At 72.9% G+C, this 17,350-nt stretch carries 19 protein-coding genes; 9 read left to right on the top strand and 10 right to left on the bottom strand.

The genetic code is table 11. The annotated features are described in order from the left end of the window. Positions 1-61: 61 nt before the first annotated feature. The 5 genes from AC3RX0_RS15815 to AC3RX0_RS15795 all read right to left on the bottom strand — a co-directional run bounded on the left by AC3RX0_RS15815 (position 62) and on the right by AC3RX0_RS15795 (position 5,148). Positions 62-724 (bottom strand): response regulator transcription factor, encoded by a 663-nt coding sequence (locus AC3RX0_RS15815; RefSeq protein ID WP_491506963.1) that lies wholly within the window; start codon positions 722-724, stop codon positions 62-64. After that, positions 721-1,956 carry a sensor histidine kinase gene (locus AC3RX0_RS15810; RefSeq protein WP_491506962.1) on the bottom strand — a complete coding sequence of 412 codons (1,236 nt, stop codon included), beginning with the start codon at positions 1,954-1,956 and terminating at the stop codon, positions 721-723. Before AC3RX0_RS15810 ends, AC3RX0_RS15815 begins: the two co-directional genes overlap by 4 nt. Before the next feature lie 22 nt (positions 1,957-1,978). Beyond that, a complete protein-coding gene (locus AC3RX0_RS15805; protein WP_491506961.1) occupies positions 1,979-2,488 on the bottom strand; it encodes a hypothetical protein in 510 nt (169 codons plus the stop codon). A 305-nt stretch (positions 2,489-2,793) separates the two neighbouring features. Continuing rightward, entirely contained in the window at positions 2,794-4,383 is a 1,590-nt protein-coding gene (locus AC3RX0_RS15800; protein WP_491506960.1) for a 5-oxoprolinase subunit B/C family protein, read from the bottom strand. Positions 4,384-4,392: 9 nt separating this feature from the next. After that, positions 4,393-5,148, bottom strand: coding sequence for a 5-oxoprolinase subunit PxpA (locus AC3RX0_RS15795; RefSeq protein WP_491506959.1), 756 nt, complete (start codon positions 5,146-5,148; stop codon positions 4,393-4,395). 261 nt (positions 5,149-5,409) lie between these two features. Here AC3RX0_RS15795 and AC3RX0_RS15790 point away from each other — a divergent pair, with 261 nt between their 5' ends. From AC3RX0_RS15790 to AC3RX0_RS15780, 3 genes are all read left to right on the top strand, one after another. Beyond that, entirely contained in the window at positions 5,410-6,276 is an 867-nt protein-coding gene (locus tag AC3RX0_RS15790) for a spermidine synthase (protein ID WP_491506958.1), read from the top strand. 142 nt (positions 6,277-6,418) lie between these two features. Beyond that, positions 6,419-6,946 (top strand): hypothetical protein, encoded by a 528-nt coding sequence (locus AC3RX0_RS15785; RefSeq protein WP_491506957.1) that lies wholly within the window; start codon positions 6,419-6,421, stop codon positions 6,944-6,946. Positions 6,947-6,985: 39 nt separating this feature from the next. Continuing rightward, positions 6,986-7,474, top strand: a complete 489-nt coding sequence (locus AC3RX0_RS15780) for a SprT-like domain-containing protein (protein WP_491506956.1) — start codon at positions 6,986-6,988, stop codon at positions 7,472-7,474. Between the two features lie 43 nt (positions 7,475-7,517). Here the strand turns inward: AC3RX0_RS15780 and AC3RX0_RS15775 are convergent, their stop codons facing one another. Beyond that, positions 7,518-8,147 carry a 2-phosphosulfolactate phosphatase gene (locus AC3RX0_RS15775; RefSeq protein ID WP_491506955.1) on the bottom strand — a complete coding sequence of 210 codons (630 nt, stop codon included), beginning with the start codon at positions 8,145-8,147 and terminating at the stop codon, positions 7,518-7,520. A 21-nt stretch (positions 8,148-8,168) separates the two neighbouring features. Between AC3RX0_RS15775 and AC3RX0_RS15770 the strand changes: the two genes are divergently transcribed. Further along, entirely contained in the window at positions 8,169-8,660 is a 492-nt protein-coding gene (locus AC3RX0_RS15770) for a hypothetical protein (RefSeq protein ID WP_491506954.1), read from the top strand. A 6-nt stretch (positions 8,661-8,666) separates the two neighbouring features. On the opposite strand, the gene AC3RX0_RS15765 is transcribed toward AC3RX0_RS15770, so the two are convergent. The 4 genes from AC3RX0_RS15765 to AC3RX0_RS15750 all read right to left on the bottom strand — a co-directional run bounded on the left by AC3RX0_RS15765 (position 8,667) and on the right by AC3RX0_RS15750 (position 12,261). Continuing rightward, positions 8,667-9,260, bottom strand: a complete 594-nt coding sequence (locus AC3RX0_RS15765; protein WP_491506953.1) for an NADPH-dependent FMN reductase — start codon at positions 9,258-9,260, stop codon at positions 8,667-8,669. 120 nt (positions 9,261-9,380) lie between these two features. Continuing rightward, positions 9,381-10,763 (bottom strand): FtsX-like permease family protein, encoded by a 1,383-nt coding sequence (locus AC3RX0_RS15760; RefSeq protein WP_491506989.1) that lies wholly within the window; start codon positions 10,761-10,763, stop codon positions 9,381-9,383. 38 nt (positions 10,764-10,801) lie between these two features. After that, positions 10,802-11,695: an ABC transporter ATP-binding protein gene (locus AC3RX0_RS15755; RefSeq protein ID WP_491506952.1), complete on the bottom strand. Its 894-nt coding sequence runs from the start codon at positions 11,693-11,695 to the stop codon at positions 10,802-10,804. Positions 11,696-11,814: 119 nt separating this feature from the next. Next, positions 11,815-12,261 (bottom strand): carboxymuconolactone decarboxylase family protein, encoded by a 447-nt coding sequence (locus AC3RX0_RS15750; protein WP_491506951.1) that lies wholly within the window; start codon positions 12,259-12,261, stop codon positions 11,815-11,817. Positions 12,262-12,417: 156 nt separating this feature from the next. On the opposite strand from AC3RX0_RS15750, the gene AC3RX0_RS15745 reads away from it, so the two are divergent. From AC3RX0_RS15745 to AC3RX0_RS15725, 5 genes are read left to right on the top strand one after another with little or no spacing between them, the layout of a single operon-like run. Then, positions 12,418-12,912 carry a CBS domain-containing protein gene (locus tag AC3RX0_RS15745; RefSeq protein WP_491506950.1) on the top strand — a complete coding sequence of 165 codons (495 nt, stop codon included), beginning with the start codon at positions 12,418-12,420 and terminating at the stop codon, positions 12,910-12,912. A gap of 47 nt (positions 12,913-12,959) precedes the next feature. After that, complete coding sequence (locus AC3RX0_RS15740) at positions 12,960-14,348, top strand: thiamine pyrophosphate-dependent enzyme (RefSeq protein ID WP_491506949.1); 1,389 nt, start codon at positions 12,960-12,962, stop codon at positions 14,346-14,348. After that, positions 14,345-15,367 carry an alpha-ketoacid dehydrogenase subunit beta gene (locus AC3RX0_RS15735; protein WP_491506948.1) on the top strand — a complete coding sequence of 341 codons (1,023 nt, stop codon included), beginning with the start codon at positions 14,345-14,347 and terminating at the stop codon, positions 15,365-15,367. The genes AC3RX0_RS15740 and AC3RX0_RS15735 overlap by 4 nt, the downstream gene beginning before the upstream one ends. Positions 15,368-15,384: 17 nt before the next feature. Continuing rightward, positions 15,385-16,755 (top strand): dihydrolipoamide acetyltransferase family protein, encoded by a 1,371-nt coding sequence (locus tag AC3RX0_RS15730; RefSeq protein WP_491506947.1) that lies wholly within the window; start codon positions 15,385-15,387, stop codon positions 16,753-16,755. Further along, positions 16,752-17,231 (top strand): hypothetical protein, encoded by a 480-nt coding sequence (locus tag AC3RX0_RS15725; protein WP_491506946.1) that lies wholly within the window; start codon positions 16,752-16,754, stop codon positions 17,229-17,231. Before AC3RX0_RS15730 ends, AC3RX0_RS15725 begins: the two co-directional genes overlap by 4 nt. The last annotated feature ends 119 nt before the right edge of the window (positions 17,232-17,350 follow it).

Raw genomic sequence — 17,350 nt, 5'->3', positions numbered from 1 at the left:
ACGAGTTTCTCTTCCTGCGGTATAACCCGTCGGCGCGGCCCCGGCATCCCGTCGACGCGGATCACGAGCGGACCAGCGCGATCGCCTGCGCCCGATCGCGCACTCCGAGCTTGGCGAAGATCGCGTTGATGTGCGTCTTGACGGTCGACCGGCCGATGTACAGGCGCGCGGCGATCTCGCCGTTGTCGAGTCCGTCGGCCACGAGCGCGAGCACCTCGGCCTCGCGCGGGGTGAGCTGTGCGAAGCGTCGTTCGAGTGCACCCGCGGGGGTGACGGGGGTGGATGCCGCGGCCGCGGCGGTCACCACGCCGATGACCTTCGCCCCGATGTCGGCGCCGAACGTGGACTGCCCGTGCGCGACGGCCCGCACGGCCGCCGCCAGATCGACCCGGCCGGCGTCCTTCGTCAGATATCCCCTCGCGCCGGCGCGCAGCGCGGCGACGATCGACTCGTCGTCGGCGTAGGTGGTGAGCACCAGCACGGCCGCCGAGGGCACGTCGGCGGTGATCCGCGCGGTGGCCGCCACGCCGTCCAGTCTCGGCATCCGCAGGTCCATCAGCACCACGTCGGGGCGCTGTGCCACGGCGACCGCGACGGCCTCCTCGCCGTCGGCCGCGGCCCCCACGACCTCGACGTCCGGCAGCAGGCCGAGCACGGTGACCAGCCCGTCGCGGACGATGGCCTGGTCGTCCGCGACGAGCACGCGGATGGGCGCATCGGTCATGGGCGGCGCTCCTCGCTCGCGCCGCGCGCGCCGGACGCGCCGGACGCGCCTGGGCCGGCCGCATCCACCGCGCCCAGCCGCACGTGCGCCCGCACCGTGAAGCGTCCGTCGCGCACGCCGGACTCGACCGAGCCCGCACCGGAGCCTGCGGCCAGCCCGGCGAACCGCTCGCGCATGCCGACGAGCCCGTAGCCGCCGCCCGCCGCCGATGTCGCCACCGGCGCCAGCGCGTCTGCGAGGTCGTTGACGACGGTCAGGGTCAGGCTCGCGTCCTCACCCTCACCGCGCCAGTCCAGCCGGACCTCGACCGGCCTTCCCGGGGCGTGGCGTCGCGCGTTGCTCAGCGCCTCCCGCAGCGCGTGCTCCACCGCGACGGCGACCGGCTGCGGAACCGGCCGCGGGTGTCCGGTCTCGTGCCACGTCATGCGTCCGCCGAGCGAGCGGTGCGCCCGCCGCAGCTCGTCCAGGGTCGCGGCGAGCTCTTCCGGAGCCACCGGAGCCGACGCCGCGGTCCGTGGACCGCGGAGCGCCGCCACGGCACGCCGCGCCTCGTCGAGGCCCGCACCGGCCAGGGCACGCGCCGAGACGACACGCCGGCGGGCGGCTGCGGCATCCCCCGCTTCGAGCAGGGCGTCGACGGCGTCCAGCTGCACCACGAGGCCCCCGAGACTGTGGGCCAGCACGTCGTGCAGGTCGCGCGCGATCGCGACCCGCCCCGCCTCTTCACGCGCGGCGACCTCGCGCTCGTGCAGCGCCTGGGCTTGCCGCTGCGCCGTGCGCGCCTGCCGGCGGCTGAACCCGCCCAGGCAGCACAGCACCAGAACGCCCACGATGCTCAGCACGACCGGCACGGTGACCGGGGCCGGGACGACGCCGACGGCGGCGGCTGCCATCGCCGCCAGGGTCGCGCCGATCGCGACGGGCGCCGGCACCGTCTCGTCGGCCGTGACGACCAGCAGGCATACGGCCGCCGGGATGATCGCGGTGCCGTCCGTCGCCGCTGCGGCGAGCGCGCCCGCGAGGATCGCGATCCCGGCCGCCGCCAGCGCTGTGCGCCGCGCGGCGAGCGCCGCGCACAGCGTGCGGGCGAGCCAGGCGGCCACCGCGATCGCCGCGAGCACCGTCGCCCAGGACGGCACATGCTGGCGGGCGATCGCGATCAGCCACCACGACAGCAGAGCGACCCCGACGCCGGTCAGTGCGACCGAGAGGCCCGTCGGCCGAGCGTTCATGGCTCCATCATCCTCGTTCCGCTCACGCCTCGACGGCGGTGAGGCGCTGCACGCGTGCCGCGATCGCCGCGCCGCGCGCCAGCCTGTTGGCCGCGAGCATCAGCAGGATCACGCCGGTCGAGCTCGCGATGTGGGCGCCGAGCGCGGCGGCCCCGGCATCCATCCCGATCCGCACGGCGATCATCACGAGCCACAGGACCAGCCCCCACCAGCCGGTGCGCGACTCGACGGTCGCGAGCCGGCCCGATCGGCCGACCGGCACCGGCGGGTCCAGCGGACGGAAGCGGGCCAGCGCCCCCATCCAGGCGCCGATCCCGAGCGAGATCACGAGTTCGACCAGCATGACGGCGATGTCGAGTCCGCCGATACCGGCCGTCGTCGGTGCGAGCAGGCCGACGCCGACGACGCCGAGGATCACCGCCATGCGCAGCATCCCCGCGGTCGAGACGGGTCGCCAGGTCGTCTGACGGTATCCGATCCATCCGAGCAGGATGGCCGCGAGGGCGATGTCTCCGATGAGTTGAAGGTTCATGTCTTCAGCGTCGGCAGGCGGCAGCATCCTGCCCACCACCCACGGGTGGAGACGCGGGTGGAGATCCGCCGCGCACGGCCGCACCGCGGTGCCCGCAGAAGAACGTGGCGCCCGCCGGGGGAATCGTGACGGGGATTCATGACCGAACAGACGTCCGTGATCCGCACACCCGGTCAGCGGGTCCGAGTTCGTCAGCTCGACGCGTTCACCGTGCACCCGGCCCTGCTCGACGAGCTGCGCGCGGCGCATCCCGACGAGTTCACCGCCGAGCGCCGGGGCGCGCACCTCACGCCGGTCGGCCCGGGTCAGAACGGGTGCGCGTGGCGGAACCGGATCACGGTGCCCGGCCGGGCCTGTGCGAGCAGATCGAGCGCCGCGTCGACCACGATCCCGATGACGGGATAGCCGCCGGTGACCGGGCCGTCGGCGAGCAGGATCACCGGCGCGCCGCCCGGCGGCACCTGGATCGCGCCGGGCACCATGCCCTCGCTGGGCAGCTCGTCGGCGCTCCCGGCGGCGCGCGCGAGCGGCGGGCCGTCGAGCCGCATGCCGACCCGGTCGGCGTGGTCGCTCACGGTCCACACCGTGTCGAACAGGGCGGCCCGCGCGTCGTCGGCGAACCAGTCGGCGCGCGGACCGGGCGCCACGACGATCTCGAGCTCGTCGGATGGGGCGGTGGCCATCACCGGCTCCGCCGGCGGAATGGGGGTGGATGCCGCGTCCGCCGTGGCCAGTTCGTCGCCGGAGCGCAGCGGCGCGGGGCCGAGGCCGGCCATCGTGTCGGTCGCACGCGATCCTGCGACGGCCGGTGCGTCGATGCCGCCGCGCACGGCGAGGTACGCCCGGGCGCCGCGGGCGAACCAGTCGATGTGCAGCTCGGCGCCCGCCGGCCACGCGACCGCCTCGTCGGGGTCGACCTCCCGCCCGCCCACGCGGATCGTGCCCCACCCGCCGGTCACCGCGATCCACAGATCGCGTCGGGCCCGGGCGCGGAACCCGCCCATGGTGATCTCCAGCGCCGCGGCATCCTCGTCGTTGCCCACCAGGCGGTTCGCGGCGCGCAGCGCCGCCCGGTCGAGCGCCCCCGACACGGCGATGCCGAGGCTCGCCCGGCCCGGCCGGCCGAGGTCCTGGACCGTGGCGAGCAGGCCCGGCTCGAGCACGTCGATCGCGCCATCGCCCGCCGACACTCTCTCGGCCCGACCCGCCGTGGGCGGGGCGGCGACCGCACCGTCGCGTGCCGTCGCCCGGCCATCGCCGCGGTCGACGAACCGCACCCGGGTACCGGGCGCGAGCAGCACGGGCTCGACGGCGTCGGGGGCGAACAGGGGCGCGTCGGTCGTGCCGATCAGGCGCCAGCCGCCGGGCGTCGCCCGCGGGTAGGCGCCGCAGAAGCCGGCCGCCAGGCCCACCGACCCTGCCGGCACGCGGGTGCGGGGGCTCTCCAGCCGAGGCACGTCGAACGGCCAGTCGTCGCCGACGAGATAGCCGAAGCCCGGCGCGAACCCGGTGAACGCGACCGTCCAGGTGGTGGCGGCATGCCGTCGCGCGAGCGCCTCGACGCTCGTTCCGAGCAGTTCGGCGGTCGAGGCCAGGTCGGGCCCGTGGTAGACGATGCCCAGTTCGACCTCGCGGGGCGCCGGGGCCGCGGCATCCCTCCCCTCCCCGGCGCCGAGCCGTTCGATGCCGGCGCGCACCTCGGTCAGTGCGCCGGGCGCCGTGTGCACGAGGATCGTGCGGGCCGCCGGCACCACGTCGACCACGCCGGGGATTCGGGATGCCGCAACCCGCGCGTGCAGCGCCAGCACCGCGTCGATCGCGTCGGCGCCGGGCGCCTCCGGGCCCTCGATCTCGAGCAGCAGGGCCCGATCGCCGAACGGAAGAATGCGCATCATGTCACCGGCTCACCAGGGCGCGCGCACCGCGATCCCCGCGGCGTCCAGCGCGGCGCGCACGGCGCGGGCCATGGCGATCGCGTCGGCCGTGTCTCCGTGCAGGCAGAGGGAGGCGGCATCCACCCGCACCACGGAGCCGTCGACGGCCTCGACCTCGCCGTCGCGCGCGAGGCGCACCGCGCGGGCGGCGACCACGGCGGGATCGTGCAGCAGGTCGCCTGGCTCGCCGCGCGGGACGAGGGTGCCGTCGGCGAGGTAGCCGCGATCGAGGAACGCCTCGACGAAGAACGGCAGGCCGGTCGCGGCGGCCGCTTCGGCCAGCGCCGATCCCTGCGCGAGGATCGGGATGGCGCGGCCGGCCCGTTCGCTGAGCTCGGCCACCGCCTGCACGACGGCCTCGGCCGTCTCGGCGTCCGACCCCGCGCGGTGATAGAGGGCGCCGTGCGGCTTGACGTAGCGGACGTCGGCGCCCGCCCCGGCGAGCGCGTCGAGCTGCTCGGTCACGGTCGAGTGCAGCGCCGCCTGCTCGAGCGTCACCACCACGCGGCCGAAGTTGGCCCGGTCGGGATACGACGGGTGCGCCCCCACCGCGACGCCCGTGCGCGCGGCCCGCTCGGCGGCGTCGTGCATGGACGCCGCGTCTCCGGCATGCCCGCCGCACGCGATGCTCGCGCTCGAGATCACGGCGAACATCGCCTCGTCGTCGGCGGTGGGAACCCCGTCGACGGTCTCGCCGAGGTCGGCGTTCAGGTCGATGACGTCCATACGCCCACGGTAACGCGCGGGCGCGTGCCGCGTTCGGTTCAGAACTCATCCGATATCGACACGATCGACGCGCAAACGCTCGATCGGGGCTCTCGGCGGCCGGTTTTGGCGGAGTTCTGAACAGACCGCGCCGGGTGGATGGATGCCGCGGCACCGAGTGGACGCGGATCGGCGGATACGCCGCCGCGGACGGTGGATCGCGGCCACTGCGCAGCGGCCCGCTCCGAGTCGCGGCACGGCCCGCCCCGGTACGGTTGCCTCGTGGGCAGGACCAGGCAGCGCGACGACGACGCGCCCCAGGCGCGGCTGAGCGACGGCACGATCGCCCGGGTCGTGCCCAGTGCCTACACGAGCGGGTCCGAGCTGATGGTCGGCGAGACGCCGCAGTCGCACGTCGACCTCGACGATCCGACGCACCTGCACTTCGAGTACGTCGCCCGGATGGGCGCGGTCATCGACCAGCTGCGCCTGCCCGGACAGCCCCTCACGGCGGTGCATCTGGGCGGCGGAGCGCTCACGATCCCGCGCTACGTCGCGCACACGCGGCCCGGGTCGCGGCAGCAGGTGATCGAGCTCGAGCCCGCCCTGTGGGATCTCGTCCGCGAGCACCTGCCGCTGCCGCGCGGGGCGGCGATCCGGGTCCGCATCGGCGATGCGCGCGAGGGCCTCGGCCGGCTGCCGGCCAGTCTTGCGGGCGCCGCAGACCTCGTCGTCTCGGACGTCTACGCCGGAGCCCAGACCCCCGCGCATCTGACGACCGTGGAGTTCTACACCGCGGCATCCCGTCTTCTCGCTCCCGAGGGAGTGCTGCTGGTCAACGTCGCCGACGGCGCCGGGCTCGCGTTCGCCCGTGGCCAGGTCGCGACCGTGCGCGCGGTGCTCGAGCACGTGATCGTGCTCGCCGAGGTGCAGACCCTGAAGGGCCGACGCTTCGGCAACCTCGTGGTCGCGGCGTCGGCCGCGCCCCTGCCGACGCAGTGGCTGCCCCGGCTGATGGCGGCGGGCCCCCACCCGGCGAAGGTGGCCGAGGGCCGCGAGATCGACGAGTTCGCCGGTTCCACGCCACCGGTGACGGATGCCACGTCCCGACCCTCCCCGAAGCCCAGCTCCTCCCTCTTCGAGCGCTGACCCCGCCCCTCGCCCTCCCCCTCGAGAAGACGAGGGATGCCTCGGGGACGGGCGCGGGGCAAGCGCAGCGCGGCGCGTCCGGCGCTCCGCCACAGCGAGGTCAGGCACACTGGATGAGGATCATGCGTGAAGGGAGTGGACGATGAGCTTTATCCAGGGGTATGACCCCCAGACACTGCGCGAGATCGTCAACCCCCGCCACTGCGAGGAGCGGCTGCGCGAGATCGAGGGGCAGCGGAGCCTTCCCGATCTGCTCGAGCGGGTATGGCTGCTGAAGGTGCTCGACCGGCTCGACGAGGCGCTCGACGTCTCCGAGCACGCGGTGCGCGAGGCGCGCATGGCCGGCACGCGCAAAGACCTGCTGCGCGCACGCATCCTGCACGCGACGGTGCTGCAGTACCGCGGATCCTACGCGGCGGCGATCGCCGAGATCACGACCTGCGCCGCCGAGGCCGAGGGGCAGGGCTGGCCCGGCATCGCCGCGTTCGCCTACCAGCATCGCGGCAAGACGCACTTCGACGCCGGTGACTTCGAGGCCGCGCGCAAGGACTTCAAGCGCGAACTGTTCCTCCGCCAGGACGCCGGCGCCACCGAAGAGCAGCTGCAATCGACGTTGCAGGCGGTGGATGCCGCAGAACGGCGCCATCTCGAGTCGTCGGTCGCCGTCTGACCGGCGCACGGTGTCGTAGGTACGTTCTAATCTCGGCTCATGTCTGAACTGCAGAGGGTGCGCGGGTGGGCGGACGCGCTGATCGCCCTTCATCTTGACGCCTCGTGGTCGTTCGCGTTCGACAGCGCAAAGCGCCGGGCCGGACTGTGCAACTACACGCATAAGCGCATCAGCGTGTCTCGATACCTCGCGGCACGATACGACGACGACGCCAACCATCAGACGCTGCTGCACGAGGTCGCGCACGCGCTGGCAGGGCCGACGGCGGGCCACGGACCGGCGTGGAAGCGGGTGGCCCGCGAGCTCGGCTACGTCGGCGGCACGACGCATGACGGCGAGACCGCGACCGAGCTGGCGCCGTGGGTGGGCGTGTGCCCCGCGGGCCACCTCGCCTACCGGCACCGGCGCCCGACCCGCCAGACCTCGTGCGTCAAGTGCGCACCCCGATTCGACGCGCGCTACCTGTTCACATGGACCCGCCGCGAGATCAGCCCCGCCGCCCGCCTCGCCGCGATGACGCCGCGCTGACCCGCCGATCACCGAACATCGAGCGAGGCCGCGCAGACATCGTTCAGCGGTCGAACCGCACGAATCCCCCGTCGCGCAGCACGGGCACGGTGTGGTCGGCGTCGATCTCGGCCGCATGCACCACGTCGCCGCGCAGCCCGCGATCGACGAGCTCCTGCCCCGATCCGCTCGCCAGCAGCATGTGCCGGACGGCGCCGCGCAGTGCCCGGAACATCTCGCCCGCCACCGCCGCCTCGGGCGACGTGTGATCGATGCCGAGGTCGCCGAGCGCGGCGACGATCGCGCCGGCTCCCAGCTGGTCTTCGACGGCGAAGCGGACGGTCGAGGCATCTCTCGACTCCCCCGCGGCGATCACCGCGATGCGCACCCGGTCGCCCCGGCGGTGCTGCTCGTCGACGATCGCCCGGGCCACGGCGCGCGCGTTCCGCAGGCACCCGGCCAGGACGACGGCACCGGATGCCGCAGCCGCGACCGGTGCGCCGTTGACCGACTCGCCGCCGGCCAGGGCCAGCGTGCGTCCGGCGGCTGCGGCATCCACCGCCTGCGTGCTGAATCGCAGCACGTCGACGACGACCACGATGTCGGCCGGCGCCAGCCGTGCGAGGCCGTCGCGCCCCGACTCGAGGCTGACCTGGAAGAAGGACTGATCGAACGGCGAGACTGCAGGCGGCACGCCGAAAGCCTACGGTGAAGTATGCGCATCCTGCTCAAGCTCGTGATCGATTGCGACGCGGATGCGGCGTGGCGCGCGCTGCACTCGCCTCGGGCCCTCGCCGAGCTGGACGGTCCGTTCGTCACCCCCGACGCCCTCGCAGACCTCCCGACGTCGTGGACGCCGGGCGACGAGGCCATCGTCGGACTGTCGCTGGGTCCGGTGCCGCTGGGCCGGCAGCTCATCGACGTCAGCGACAGCGAACGCCAGCACCGCGGCCAGCGGGTGCGGATCCTGCGGGACACCGGCATCCCGATCTCCGGTCCCCTCGCCGCGCTCGACGTGTGGGATCACCAGATGGCCGTGAGCCCGGCCCCTGGCGACCCGACCCGAACGCTCTGGCGCGATCGCCTGGTGATCGGCGGCGCCGCCGCGCCCGTGCTGTGGCCGGTGCTGTGGTCGGTGTGGCAGTGGCGGGCCGCCCGCCTGCGCGCGCTCGCCCCGTCGTGGGCGCACGATCCCGAGCACGAGTGACGAGCCTCAGCGCTGCGGCACGACCGCCAGCACGCGCATCGTGTAGTCGAAGAACTCGGCGACGAAGTTCCGCAGGAACTGCTCCGTGCCGGGCACGGTCACGTTGCCGTCGTCGTCCACGAGCCCCGGCGTGAAGTGGATGTACGCCTCGGGCGTGGTCATCTGCCGCACGTTCAAGAAGCTCAGCGTCGCCCGCAGCGTCTGCTGCGCGACCGCGGTGCCGATCTGCCCCGCCGACGCCCCGATCACGGCGGCCGGCTTCCAGTGCCACACGTTCTGGCCCCACGGCCGGCTGCCCCAGTCGATGGCGTTCTTCAGGGCGCCGGGGATCGACCGGTTGTATTCCGGGGTGACGAACAGCAGGGCATCCACGGCATCCACCGCCGCCTTGAAGTCGCGCGCCACCTGCGGGTAGTCCGCGTCGAAGTCCCGGTTGTACAGGGGCAGATCTGCATAGGGGATCTCTTCGAAGGCGAACTCCGGCGGTGCGAGCTTGGCCAGCGCGTCGGCGAGGCGGCGGTTGATCGATTCGCGCGACAGGCTGCCGACGATGACGCCGACCCGGTAAGGCGGCTCGTGTTCGATGATGTCGATCTGCATGGCTCCTCCTCGTTCGCACCGGGCCTGGATCCGGTGGGTAACAGCGTGCACCCGCATCGACGTCGAGGGAAGAGGGATGCCGCGGGCCCGACAGCGCGGTCGGGCCGCGGCATCCCATCTCTACGCGGCGAGCGCCTCGACCGGGGTGACCCGGGTGGCCAGGCGCGTCGGGGTGACGGCGGCGGCCAGCGTGAGCAGCGCGGTCGCCGCCACGACGACGACCAGCAGCGCCACCGGCACGGCGGGCACGACCAGCCCGGCGGTGGCCCCGTGGGGATCGGCGGCGATCGAGCCGAGCACCGACTGCGCCCCGGCCCATCCGTACGCGATGCCCAGCACCACGCCGGTGACCACCGCGGTGATCGAGATGTGCGCGGCCTCGAGCAGCACGACCCGCCGCACCTGACCGGTCGACAGGCCGAGCGCCCGCAGCAGCCCGAGCTCGCGGCGCCGCTGCACGACCCCGAGGGTCAGCAGGTTCACGAGCCCGACGGCGGCGATCACGGCCGAGACGGCGACGAGGCCCATCATGACGCCGGCGAACCCGTCCATCACCGAGCTCATCTCGGGCGGCAGCGTGCCTCCGGCCGCGGCCGCCATCACCGCCTTGGCCGATTCCATCGCCACGGCGAACATCGTCACGAGCGTCACCCCGACGACCACGCCGATGGCCATGCGGCTCGAGCGCTCAGGATGGCGCATCGCGTTCTCGGCGGCCAGGCGCGCCACCGCCGATCGGCCGAACAGCCGGCCGACCAGCCGCAGCAGCGGCGGCATCACCAGCGCGGCGCCCAGCACGATGCCGGTGAACGACAGGATGCCGCCGGCGAACGACACGATGACGCCCAGCGGCGTGATCAGCCCGATCGCGACCCCGCCGGCCAGAAGCAGCGCGCCCGCGGCGAACAGAGCGATCGCGAAGCCGTTGCGCACCGAGCGGCGCGCGACCTGGTCACGGCTCGCCTCGGCGGCCGAGCCGAGCGCCTGCAGCGGTGTGACCGTCAGCACCCGGCGGGAGCCCGCCCAGGCGGCCGCCCATGTGGTCAGCGCCACGATCACGGCGGGCACGGCCAGCATGGGCTGCACGGCGACGTACCCGAGGTCCGGCAGCCGCAGCGCACTGTCGGCCAGGGCGACGCCCACGATGGATGCCGCGGCCCCGGCGACCAGGCCCACCAGAGCCCCGATCATGCCGACCACGAGCCCTTGCCGGGCGACCTCGGCGCGCTGCGAACGCGCGGTCGCGCCGATCAGCCGCAGCAGCGCGATCCGTTGCGTGCGCCCGGCCACGACCGTCGAGAACGTGTTCGCGGTGACGATCGAGGCGACGTAGACGGCTACGCCGACCAGCACGAACGTGAGGAAGCCGAGCACGAACGCCAGCGTGCGGCTGTCGCCGATGTAGGGATTCGCGCGCAGCATCGCCGCGATGTAGCCGGTCGCGGCGATCAGGATCACGCCGAACGCGGTCGAGATGGCCGAGACGAGGATGCTCGCGCCCATCCCCCGCTCGCGCAGCCAGTGCGCGCCCTTTCCGACGCTCACGCCGACACCTCCTCGGCCGAGGCGAGGGGATCTGCCGAGGCGAGGACCGAAACCGCCGATCCGGTCCTCGTTTCGTGAGATCCCCTCGCTTCGCGCGAGGACGGCACACGCGACAGTTCGGGCGAGGACTGGCCGCCGAGCTCGGCGGCGAGCATATAGGCCGAGATCTTCTCGGCGCTCTGTCGCGGCTTGTCGGCCACGATGCGGCCGTCGCCGAGGAACAGCACCCGGTCGGCGTGGCTGGCGGCCACCGGATCGTGCGTGACCATCGCGATCGACTGTCCGTGCTCGGCGCTGGCGGCGCGCAGCAGCGCGAGCACCTCGCGGCTCGAGCGCGAGTCGAGGTTGCCGGTCGGCTCGTCGGCGAACACCAGGTCGGGCGCGGTGGCCAGGGCCCGGGCGATCGCCACGCGCTGCTGCTGCCCGCCGCTGAGCTCGTGCGGCCGGTGCGCCAGCCGGTCGGCGAGGCCGAGCGAGACGATCAGGCCGTCGATCCGGGCGCGCTCCCGTGCGGACGGCGTGCGCCCGTCCAGGTCGAACGGCAGCAGGATGTTGCCGGTCACGTCGAGGGTCGGCACGAGGTTGAACGCCTGGAACACGAACCCGACGCGGCGGCGGCGCAGCAGCGTCAGGTCGAGGTCGCCGAGCCCGGTGATCTCGGTGTCGCCGATCCACGCGCGTCCCGAGGTCGCGGCATCCAGCCCCGCCATGATGTGCATGAGGGTCGACTTGCCGGACCCGGACGGTCCCATGATCGCCGTGAACTCGCCGCGACGGATCCCGACGCTCACGCCGTCCAGCGCCTGCACGCGGCCTGCGCCGGTGCCGTAGGTCTTGGTCATGCCCTGCACGCGTGCGGCGAGCCCGAGTTCTGTCGATGTGATGTGCATGACATCGACGCTAGGGACGCGGCATCCAGCCCCACATCGGTCTGCAGATGGCTGTTGCTCCATCGCAAGGATGATTCGAGACGGATGCCGCGGCCCGGCCGCCGGGGGCCGGGGGCCGATCAGCTCTCGGGCTGCTGGTGGGTTCCGATGGCGATGCGGTTCCACACGTTGATCGCGGCGATCACGGTGATCAGCGTTCCCAGCTCGCGCTCGGTGAACGCCGCGTTCGCGTCGGCCCAGACCGCGTCGGACACTCCGTCCAGCGAGATCAGCGTCACCTGCTCGGTGAGAGCCAGGGCTGCACGCTCGCGCGGCGTGAACCGGTCGTCGACCTCGCGCCAGGCGCCCACGACGTCGAGCCGCGCGCTCGTCTCGCCGGCCTCGCGCGCTTCGCGTGCGTGCATGTCGAGGCAGTACGCGCACCCGTTGATCTGCGATGCCCGAAGCTTCACGAGCGTCACCAGCGATTGCTCGAGCTCGCCGGTCCCGATCGCCTTCTCGAGCCCGAGCACGGCCCGGAAACCCTCGGGAAACGCCTGGTTGAACTGCATCCGCTGAACGGTCACGTCTGTCACTCCTCATGTCGTCCCGGCGGCCTGCGCCGCCTCTTCCGGTCTACACCCGCTCTCTGCCCCCGGCTCCGGCGGGCGGGCGGCGGCGACACGTCTCGCCGCGGTATGCCGTCCCCTGATAACCTGCGATGCAGGGACAGAGGTGGGACGATGACAACTCAAGCGCGCGCGGCTGCGGGGATCACGGCCGGTCAGGTGATGACGGCTCCGGTGATCACGGTCGGTCCGGAGGCCACGGTCGCGTACATCGCCGAGACGCTCACGTCGTCGCGCATCAGCGCCGTGCCCGTGGTCGACGCCTCGGGCACCGTCCTGGGCCTGGTCAGCGAGCTCGATCTGCTCGCACGCGAGGGCCGGACGGCGAAGGATGTCATGACCACCGCCGTGATCAGCGTCACCAGCGACACCGACATCGAACAGGTGCGGCGCATTCTGGTGGGCTCGCAGATCCGGCGCGTCCCCGTATTGTCTTCCGGCCGCCTGGTCGGGATCCTCAGTCGGCACGACCTGGTCGGCCGGATGGTGGAATGGGCATGCAGCGTCTGCGGCGAAACCGTCCGCGGCGCGCACCGGCCGCTGGTGTGCCCGAAGTGCGGAGCAAGCGAGGACCGGTTCACGCTGCAGGAGCAGCCGCCCGGACCGTGACGAGGCACGCGGTCACAAGCCGCGTTGTTCGGTGAGAGGGATTCACTATGGCCGGACGAACGCAGGATCCGAAGCGCAAGGAGGCCGCCGCCGGCGGCGCCGCGCGCTCGGATGGTGCGACAACGTCGACACGATCGAAGAAGACGCCCGCCCGCACGGCGGGCGCTCGCGCGAAGAAGGATGCCGCGACCGCGACATCCGCTCCGCGCAGCGCCGCCGGGAGCGGGGCGTCGTCCGCGAAGGGTGCGCCCGCCAAGGGCTCGCCCGCGAAGCCGCGCTCGGCGGCAGCCGCGCCCAAGAGCCGCAGCGCGTCCAAGAGCGCGCCGGCTGCGAAGCGCGGTGCGGCGGCGAAGGGGGCGGACGCGGCATCCACGGTCACCCAGCCCGATGCCGCGACGCGGATCGACTACCTGCGCGAGATGCTGCTGATCCGCGAGTTCGAGCAGCGCGCAGGTGAGATGTACACGCGCGCCAAGATCGGCGGGTACTGCCACCTGAACCTCGGCGAGGAGCCGACGGTCGTGGGGCTGATGTCGGCGCTGCGCGAGAACGACTACCTGTTCACGAACTACCGCGACCACGGCTATGCGCTCGCGCGCGACATGGGCACCGGCCGCGTCATGGCCGAGCTGTTCGGCCGCCAGGACGGCGTCTCGCACGGCCTGGGCGGGTCGATGCACATGTACGACACCGACAAGCGCATGCTCGGCGGCTACGGCATCGTCGGCGGTCAGCTGCCGCTGGCCACCGGGGCCGCGCTCGCACTGACCTACCGGGGCAAGCCGGGTCCGGACGCCGAGGCCGTGATGTGCCAGATGGGCGACGGGACGACCAACATCGGCGCGTTCCACGAGTCGCTGAACCTCGCCGCGATCTGGCACCTGCCGATCGTGTACGTCGTGATCAACAACGGCATGGGCATGGCCACGACGGTCGAGGCCGCTTCGGGCGAGCCCGACCTGTACAAGCGCGGCGCGTCGTATCGCATCCCCGGCCGGCGCGTGGACGGCGACGACCCCGAGGTCGTGCGCCAGGCCGCCGAAGAGATGCTCACGGCGGCGCGCGAGAAGCGCCAGCCCGGCCTGCTCGAGGTCATGTCGCACCGCCTGCGCGGGCATTCGGTCGTCGACCCGGCCCGCTACCGCAGCAAGGAGGACACCGAAGCGCTGAAGAAGCTCGACCCGGTGCCCGCCTACCGCGCGCAGCTGATCGCCGAGGGCATCCTCGACGAGAAGCAGGCCGACCGGCTGCAGGCCGACGCTGTCACCGAGGTGGCCGACGCCATCGCGTTCGCCGACAACAGCCCGGAGCCGGCTCCGAGCACGCTGTTCGACTACACGTACGCGACGGACGTCCCGAACGCTCCGCGGCTGATGCCGGGCGACCCGGTGCTCGCGGCCGGCTGGGACCGCGCCGACGACAAGCAGGAGGCATGACGGCGATGGCCGACAACGACAAGACCACGCCCGAGATCACGTATCGCCAGGCCCTGCACGACGCGCTGCGCGATGAGATGCTGCGCGACGAGAGCGTCATCCTGCTCGGCGAGGAGATCGGGCTGTTCGAAGGCTCGTACAAGATCACCGCCGGACTGCTCAAGGAGTTCGGGCCCGAGCGGGTGCGCGACACCCCGATCGCCGAAGAGGGATTCGTGGGCGCCGCGATCGGCGCCGCGATGCTCGGCATGCGCCCGGTCGTCGAGATCATGACGATCAACTTCTCGCTCATCGCGATCGACCAGATCGTCAACCACGCCGCGAAGATCTACGGCATGTTCGGCGGGCAGACCGCCGTGCCGATGGTGATCCGCACCCCCGGCGGCGGCGGTCAGCAGCTGGCGGCCACGCACTCGCAGAACCTCGAGGTCTGGTACTCGCACATCCCGGGGCTCAAGGTGCTCGCCCCGTCGACGCCGGCGGACGCGAAGGCGATGCTGACCGCGGCGATCCGCGACGACGACCCGGTGCTGCTGCTCGAGAACCTGTCGCTGTACAACACGAAGGGCCCGGTGCCCGAGGGCGTGCAGGTCGCCGAGCTCGGCCGTGCCAAGGTGGCGGTGCCCGGCACCGACATCACCGTGATCGGCTACTCCCGCTCGGCCGTGATCGCCGCGGACGTCGCCAAGCGTCTCGCGCCGCAGGGTATCTCGGTCGAGGTCGTGGACCTGTGCAGCCTGCGGCCGCTGGACCGCGTGACGGTCTGCCGCTCGGTCATGAAGACGGGCAAGGCCGTCGTGCTCGAGGACGACTGGCTCACCTACGGGATCGGCGCCGAGATCGCCGCGACGATCCAGGAGGGCGCGTTCGACTACCTCGACGCCCCCGTGCGGCGGGTCGCGGCGGCGGAGATTCCGCTGCCGTATGCCAAGTCGCTCGAGAAGATCGCACTCCCGGACGCCGATGCGCTGATCCGGGTCATCAACGAACAGCTGGATGCGACGCGGTTCGCGCGCTAAGAGGAGGACCGTAAGCGATGCCTGATGTGTTCATGCCGCGCCTGTCGGACACGATGACCGAAGGCGCCATCGCCCAGTGGCTCAAGGCCGAGGGCGACACGATCGAGCGCGGCGACGTGCTCGCCGAGATCGAGACCGACAAGGCCGTGATGGATCTCGAGGCCTACGAGGGCGGCGTGCTCGAGAAGATCCTCGTGCAGCCGGGCGAGAACGTCGCGATCGGCGCCCGCATCGCCGTGATCGGCGACGGATCCGGCTCCGGTGGCGGAGAGGATGCCGCAGCCCCGGCCGACGAGTCCGCCGAGGCGGCGGAGCCTGCCGAGCAGCCGGCGACCGAAGAGCCCGAGACCGCCGAGGAGCCGGCGGAGCAGAAGCCCGCCGACGAGCACGCTGAGGAGCGGCCCGCAGCCGAGCCGAAGGCCGAGGCCGAGACGGCCGCCGACGAGTCCGAGGCTCCGACGTCGTCCGGGTCGAAGATCAAGGCGACGCCGCTCGTGCGCTCGCTCGCCCGTACGCACGGGATCGATCTCGGCACCGTGAAGGGCACCGGCCCCGGGGGCCGGATCGTCCGCGCCGACGTCGAGCAGCTGCTGGGCGAGCAGGAGCAGAAGCCGCAGGCTGCGGCATCCGCCCCCGCTTCGGCAGCCCCCGCGGCCCCGGCGGCGCCCGCCGCGTCGGCCGCTCCGGTCGCCACGCCGCTGGACGACGACGAGCGGGTGCCGATGTCGCAGATCCGCAAGGTCACCGCGCGGCGCCTGACCGAGGCGGCCCTCGTGCCGGTGTTCCAGCTGACGACGGTGCTGGATGCCTCGCGCCTGACCGAGGTGCGTCGCGACATCAACACCCGCCTGGCCGACTCGGGTGTCAAGGTCAGCGTCAACGACCTGATCGTGCGCGCCGTGGCAGTGGCCCTGGCCGCCCACCCCGAGGTGAACGCCTCGTTCGGCGGCGACGCGATCCTGCGCCACAAGCACGTGAACGTGGGCGTCGCGGTCGCGCTCGAGGACGGCCTGGTCGTCCCGGTCATCAAGGACGCCGACCGCAAGTCGGTCTCGGCGATCGGCGCCGAGGTCAAGGACCTCGCCACCCGCGCCCGTGCGGGCCGGCTCAAGGTCGACGAGATGACCGGCGGCACGTTCTCGGTGTCGAATCTCGGCATGTTCGGCATCGACGCGTTCACCGCCGTGATCAACCCGCCCGAGGCGGCGATCCTCGCGGTCGGATCGACGGTCGACGAGCCGGTCGTCGTGGACGGCGAGGTGCAGGTGCGCCCGCGCACGCGCCTGACGCTCACGGTCGACCACCGGGTGCTCGACGGCGCGTCCGCCGCCGCGTTCCTGCGCGATCTCACCGATCTGCTGGCCGAGCCGCTGCGGATCCTGGTGTGACGGATTCCGTCCGGGGAGTGTCCGGCGCGCTGCGCCGGGCGCTCCCCTTCTTCATCTCTGCGCTCGTGTGCACGGTCGCCGGCGGGCTGCTGGCGGCGGCCACGGCGTACGTGACGACGCAGAAGACCGCGTGGGCCACGGCCTACATCGTGCTGGTCTGCGGCGTCGCCCAGGCCGTCCTGGGCGCGGCGATGGGCTGGCTCGCCCCGCGCGCGGGGCAGGTCATCACGTGGATCGCGTTCGTGCTGTTCACGCTCGGCAACGTGGGCGTGGTCGCCGGCCAGCTCGCGGGTCTGATCGCCATCACCTTCGTCGGCGGTGCGATGCTCGTGATCTCGCTCGTGCTGATCGTCGTCGCCACCCACCGCGACACCGCGCCTGCCCACCCGCTCGCGCTCTGGACGTTCCGGGCGATCGTGATCCTGCTCGCCGTAAGCATCCCGGTCGGCCTGGTGCTCGCCGCCCTCGGTCGCTGAGCGCGCCGCGACCGCCGACCGCCGACCGCCGACCGCCGCCCGCCGCAGCGTCCTCCCTCTCCCCCTTCGCCGAGGGCATGGGCGCGGTCCGATTCTAATGAAGTGGATCTTGACAGAAG

The organism is Microbacterium sp. W1-4-2, from assembly GCF_058349885.2.
The sequence above is the reverse complement of the archived record's forward strand: the minus strand, read 5'-3'. Positions and strand labels throughout refer to the sequence as shown.

Bases quoted from the DNA above. Each gene is read 5' to 3' on its own strand.
- AC3RX0_RS15765 (WP_491506953.1), bottom strand. From the start codon at position 9,260: ATGCAGATCGACATCATCGAACACGAGCCGCCTTACCGGGTCGGCGTC.
- AC3RX0_RS15805 (WP_491506961.1), bottom strand. From the start codon at position 2,488: ATGAACCTTCAACTCATCGGAGACATCGCCCTCGCGGCCATCCTGCTC.
- AC3RX0_RS15810 (WP_491506962.1), bottom strand. From the start codon at position 1,956: ATGAACGCTCGGCCGACGGGCCTCTCGGTCGCACTGACCGGCGTCGGG.
- AC3RX0_RS15770 (WP_491506954.1), top strand. From the start codon at position 8,169: ATGCGCATCCTGCTCAAGCTCGTGATCGATTGCGACGCGGATGCGGCG.
- AC3RX0_RS15740 (WP_491506949.1), top strand. From the start codon at position 12,960: ATGGCCGGACGAACGCAGGATCCGAAGCGCAAGGAGGCCGCCGCCGGC.
- AC3RX0_RS15815 (WP_491506963.1), bottom strand. From the start codon at position 724: ATGACCGATGCGCCCATCCGCGTGCTCGTCGCGGACGACCAGGCCATC.
- AC3RX0_RS15735 (WP_491506948.1), top strand. From the start codon at position 14,345: ATGACGGCGATGGCCGACAACGACAAGACCACGCCCGAGATCACGTAT.
- AC3RX0_RS15760 (WP_491506989.1), bottom strand. From the start codon at position 10,763: ATGGGCGCGAGCATCCTCGTCTCGGCCATCTCGACCGCGTTCGGCGTG.
- AC3RX0_RS15795 (WP_491506959.1), bottom strand. From the start codon at position 5,148: ATGGACGTCATCGACCTGAACGCCGACCTCGGCGAGACCGTCGACGGG.
- AC3RX0_RS15800 (WP_491506960.1), bottom strand. From the start codon at position 4,383: ATGATGCGCATTCTTCCGTTCGGCGATCGGGCCCTGCTGCTCGAGATC.
- AC3RX0_RS15730 (WP_491506947.1), top strand. From the start codon at position 15,385: ATGCCTGATGTGTTCATGCCGCGCCTGTCGGACACGATGACCGAAGGC.
- AC3RX0_RS15785 (WP_491506957.1), top strand. From the start codon at position 6,419: ATGAGCTTTATCCAGGGGTATGACCCCCAGACACTGCGCGAGATCGTC.
- AC3RX0_RS15745 (WP_491506950.1), top strand. From the start codon at position 12,418: ATGACAACTCAAGCGCGCGCGGCTGCGGGGATCACGGCCGGTCAGGTG.
- AC3RX0_RS15755 (WP_491506952.1), bottom strand. From the start codon at position 11,695: ATGCACATCACATCGACAGAACTCGGGCTCGCCGCACGCGTGCAGGGC.
- AC3RX0_RS15780 (WP_491506956.1), top strand. From the start codon at position 6,986: ATGTCTGAACTGCAGAGGGTGCGCGGGTGGGCGGACGCGCTGATCGCC.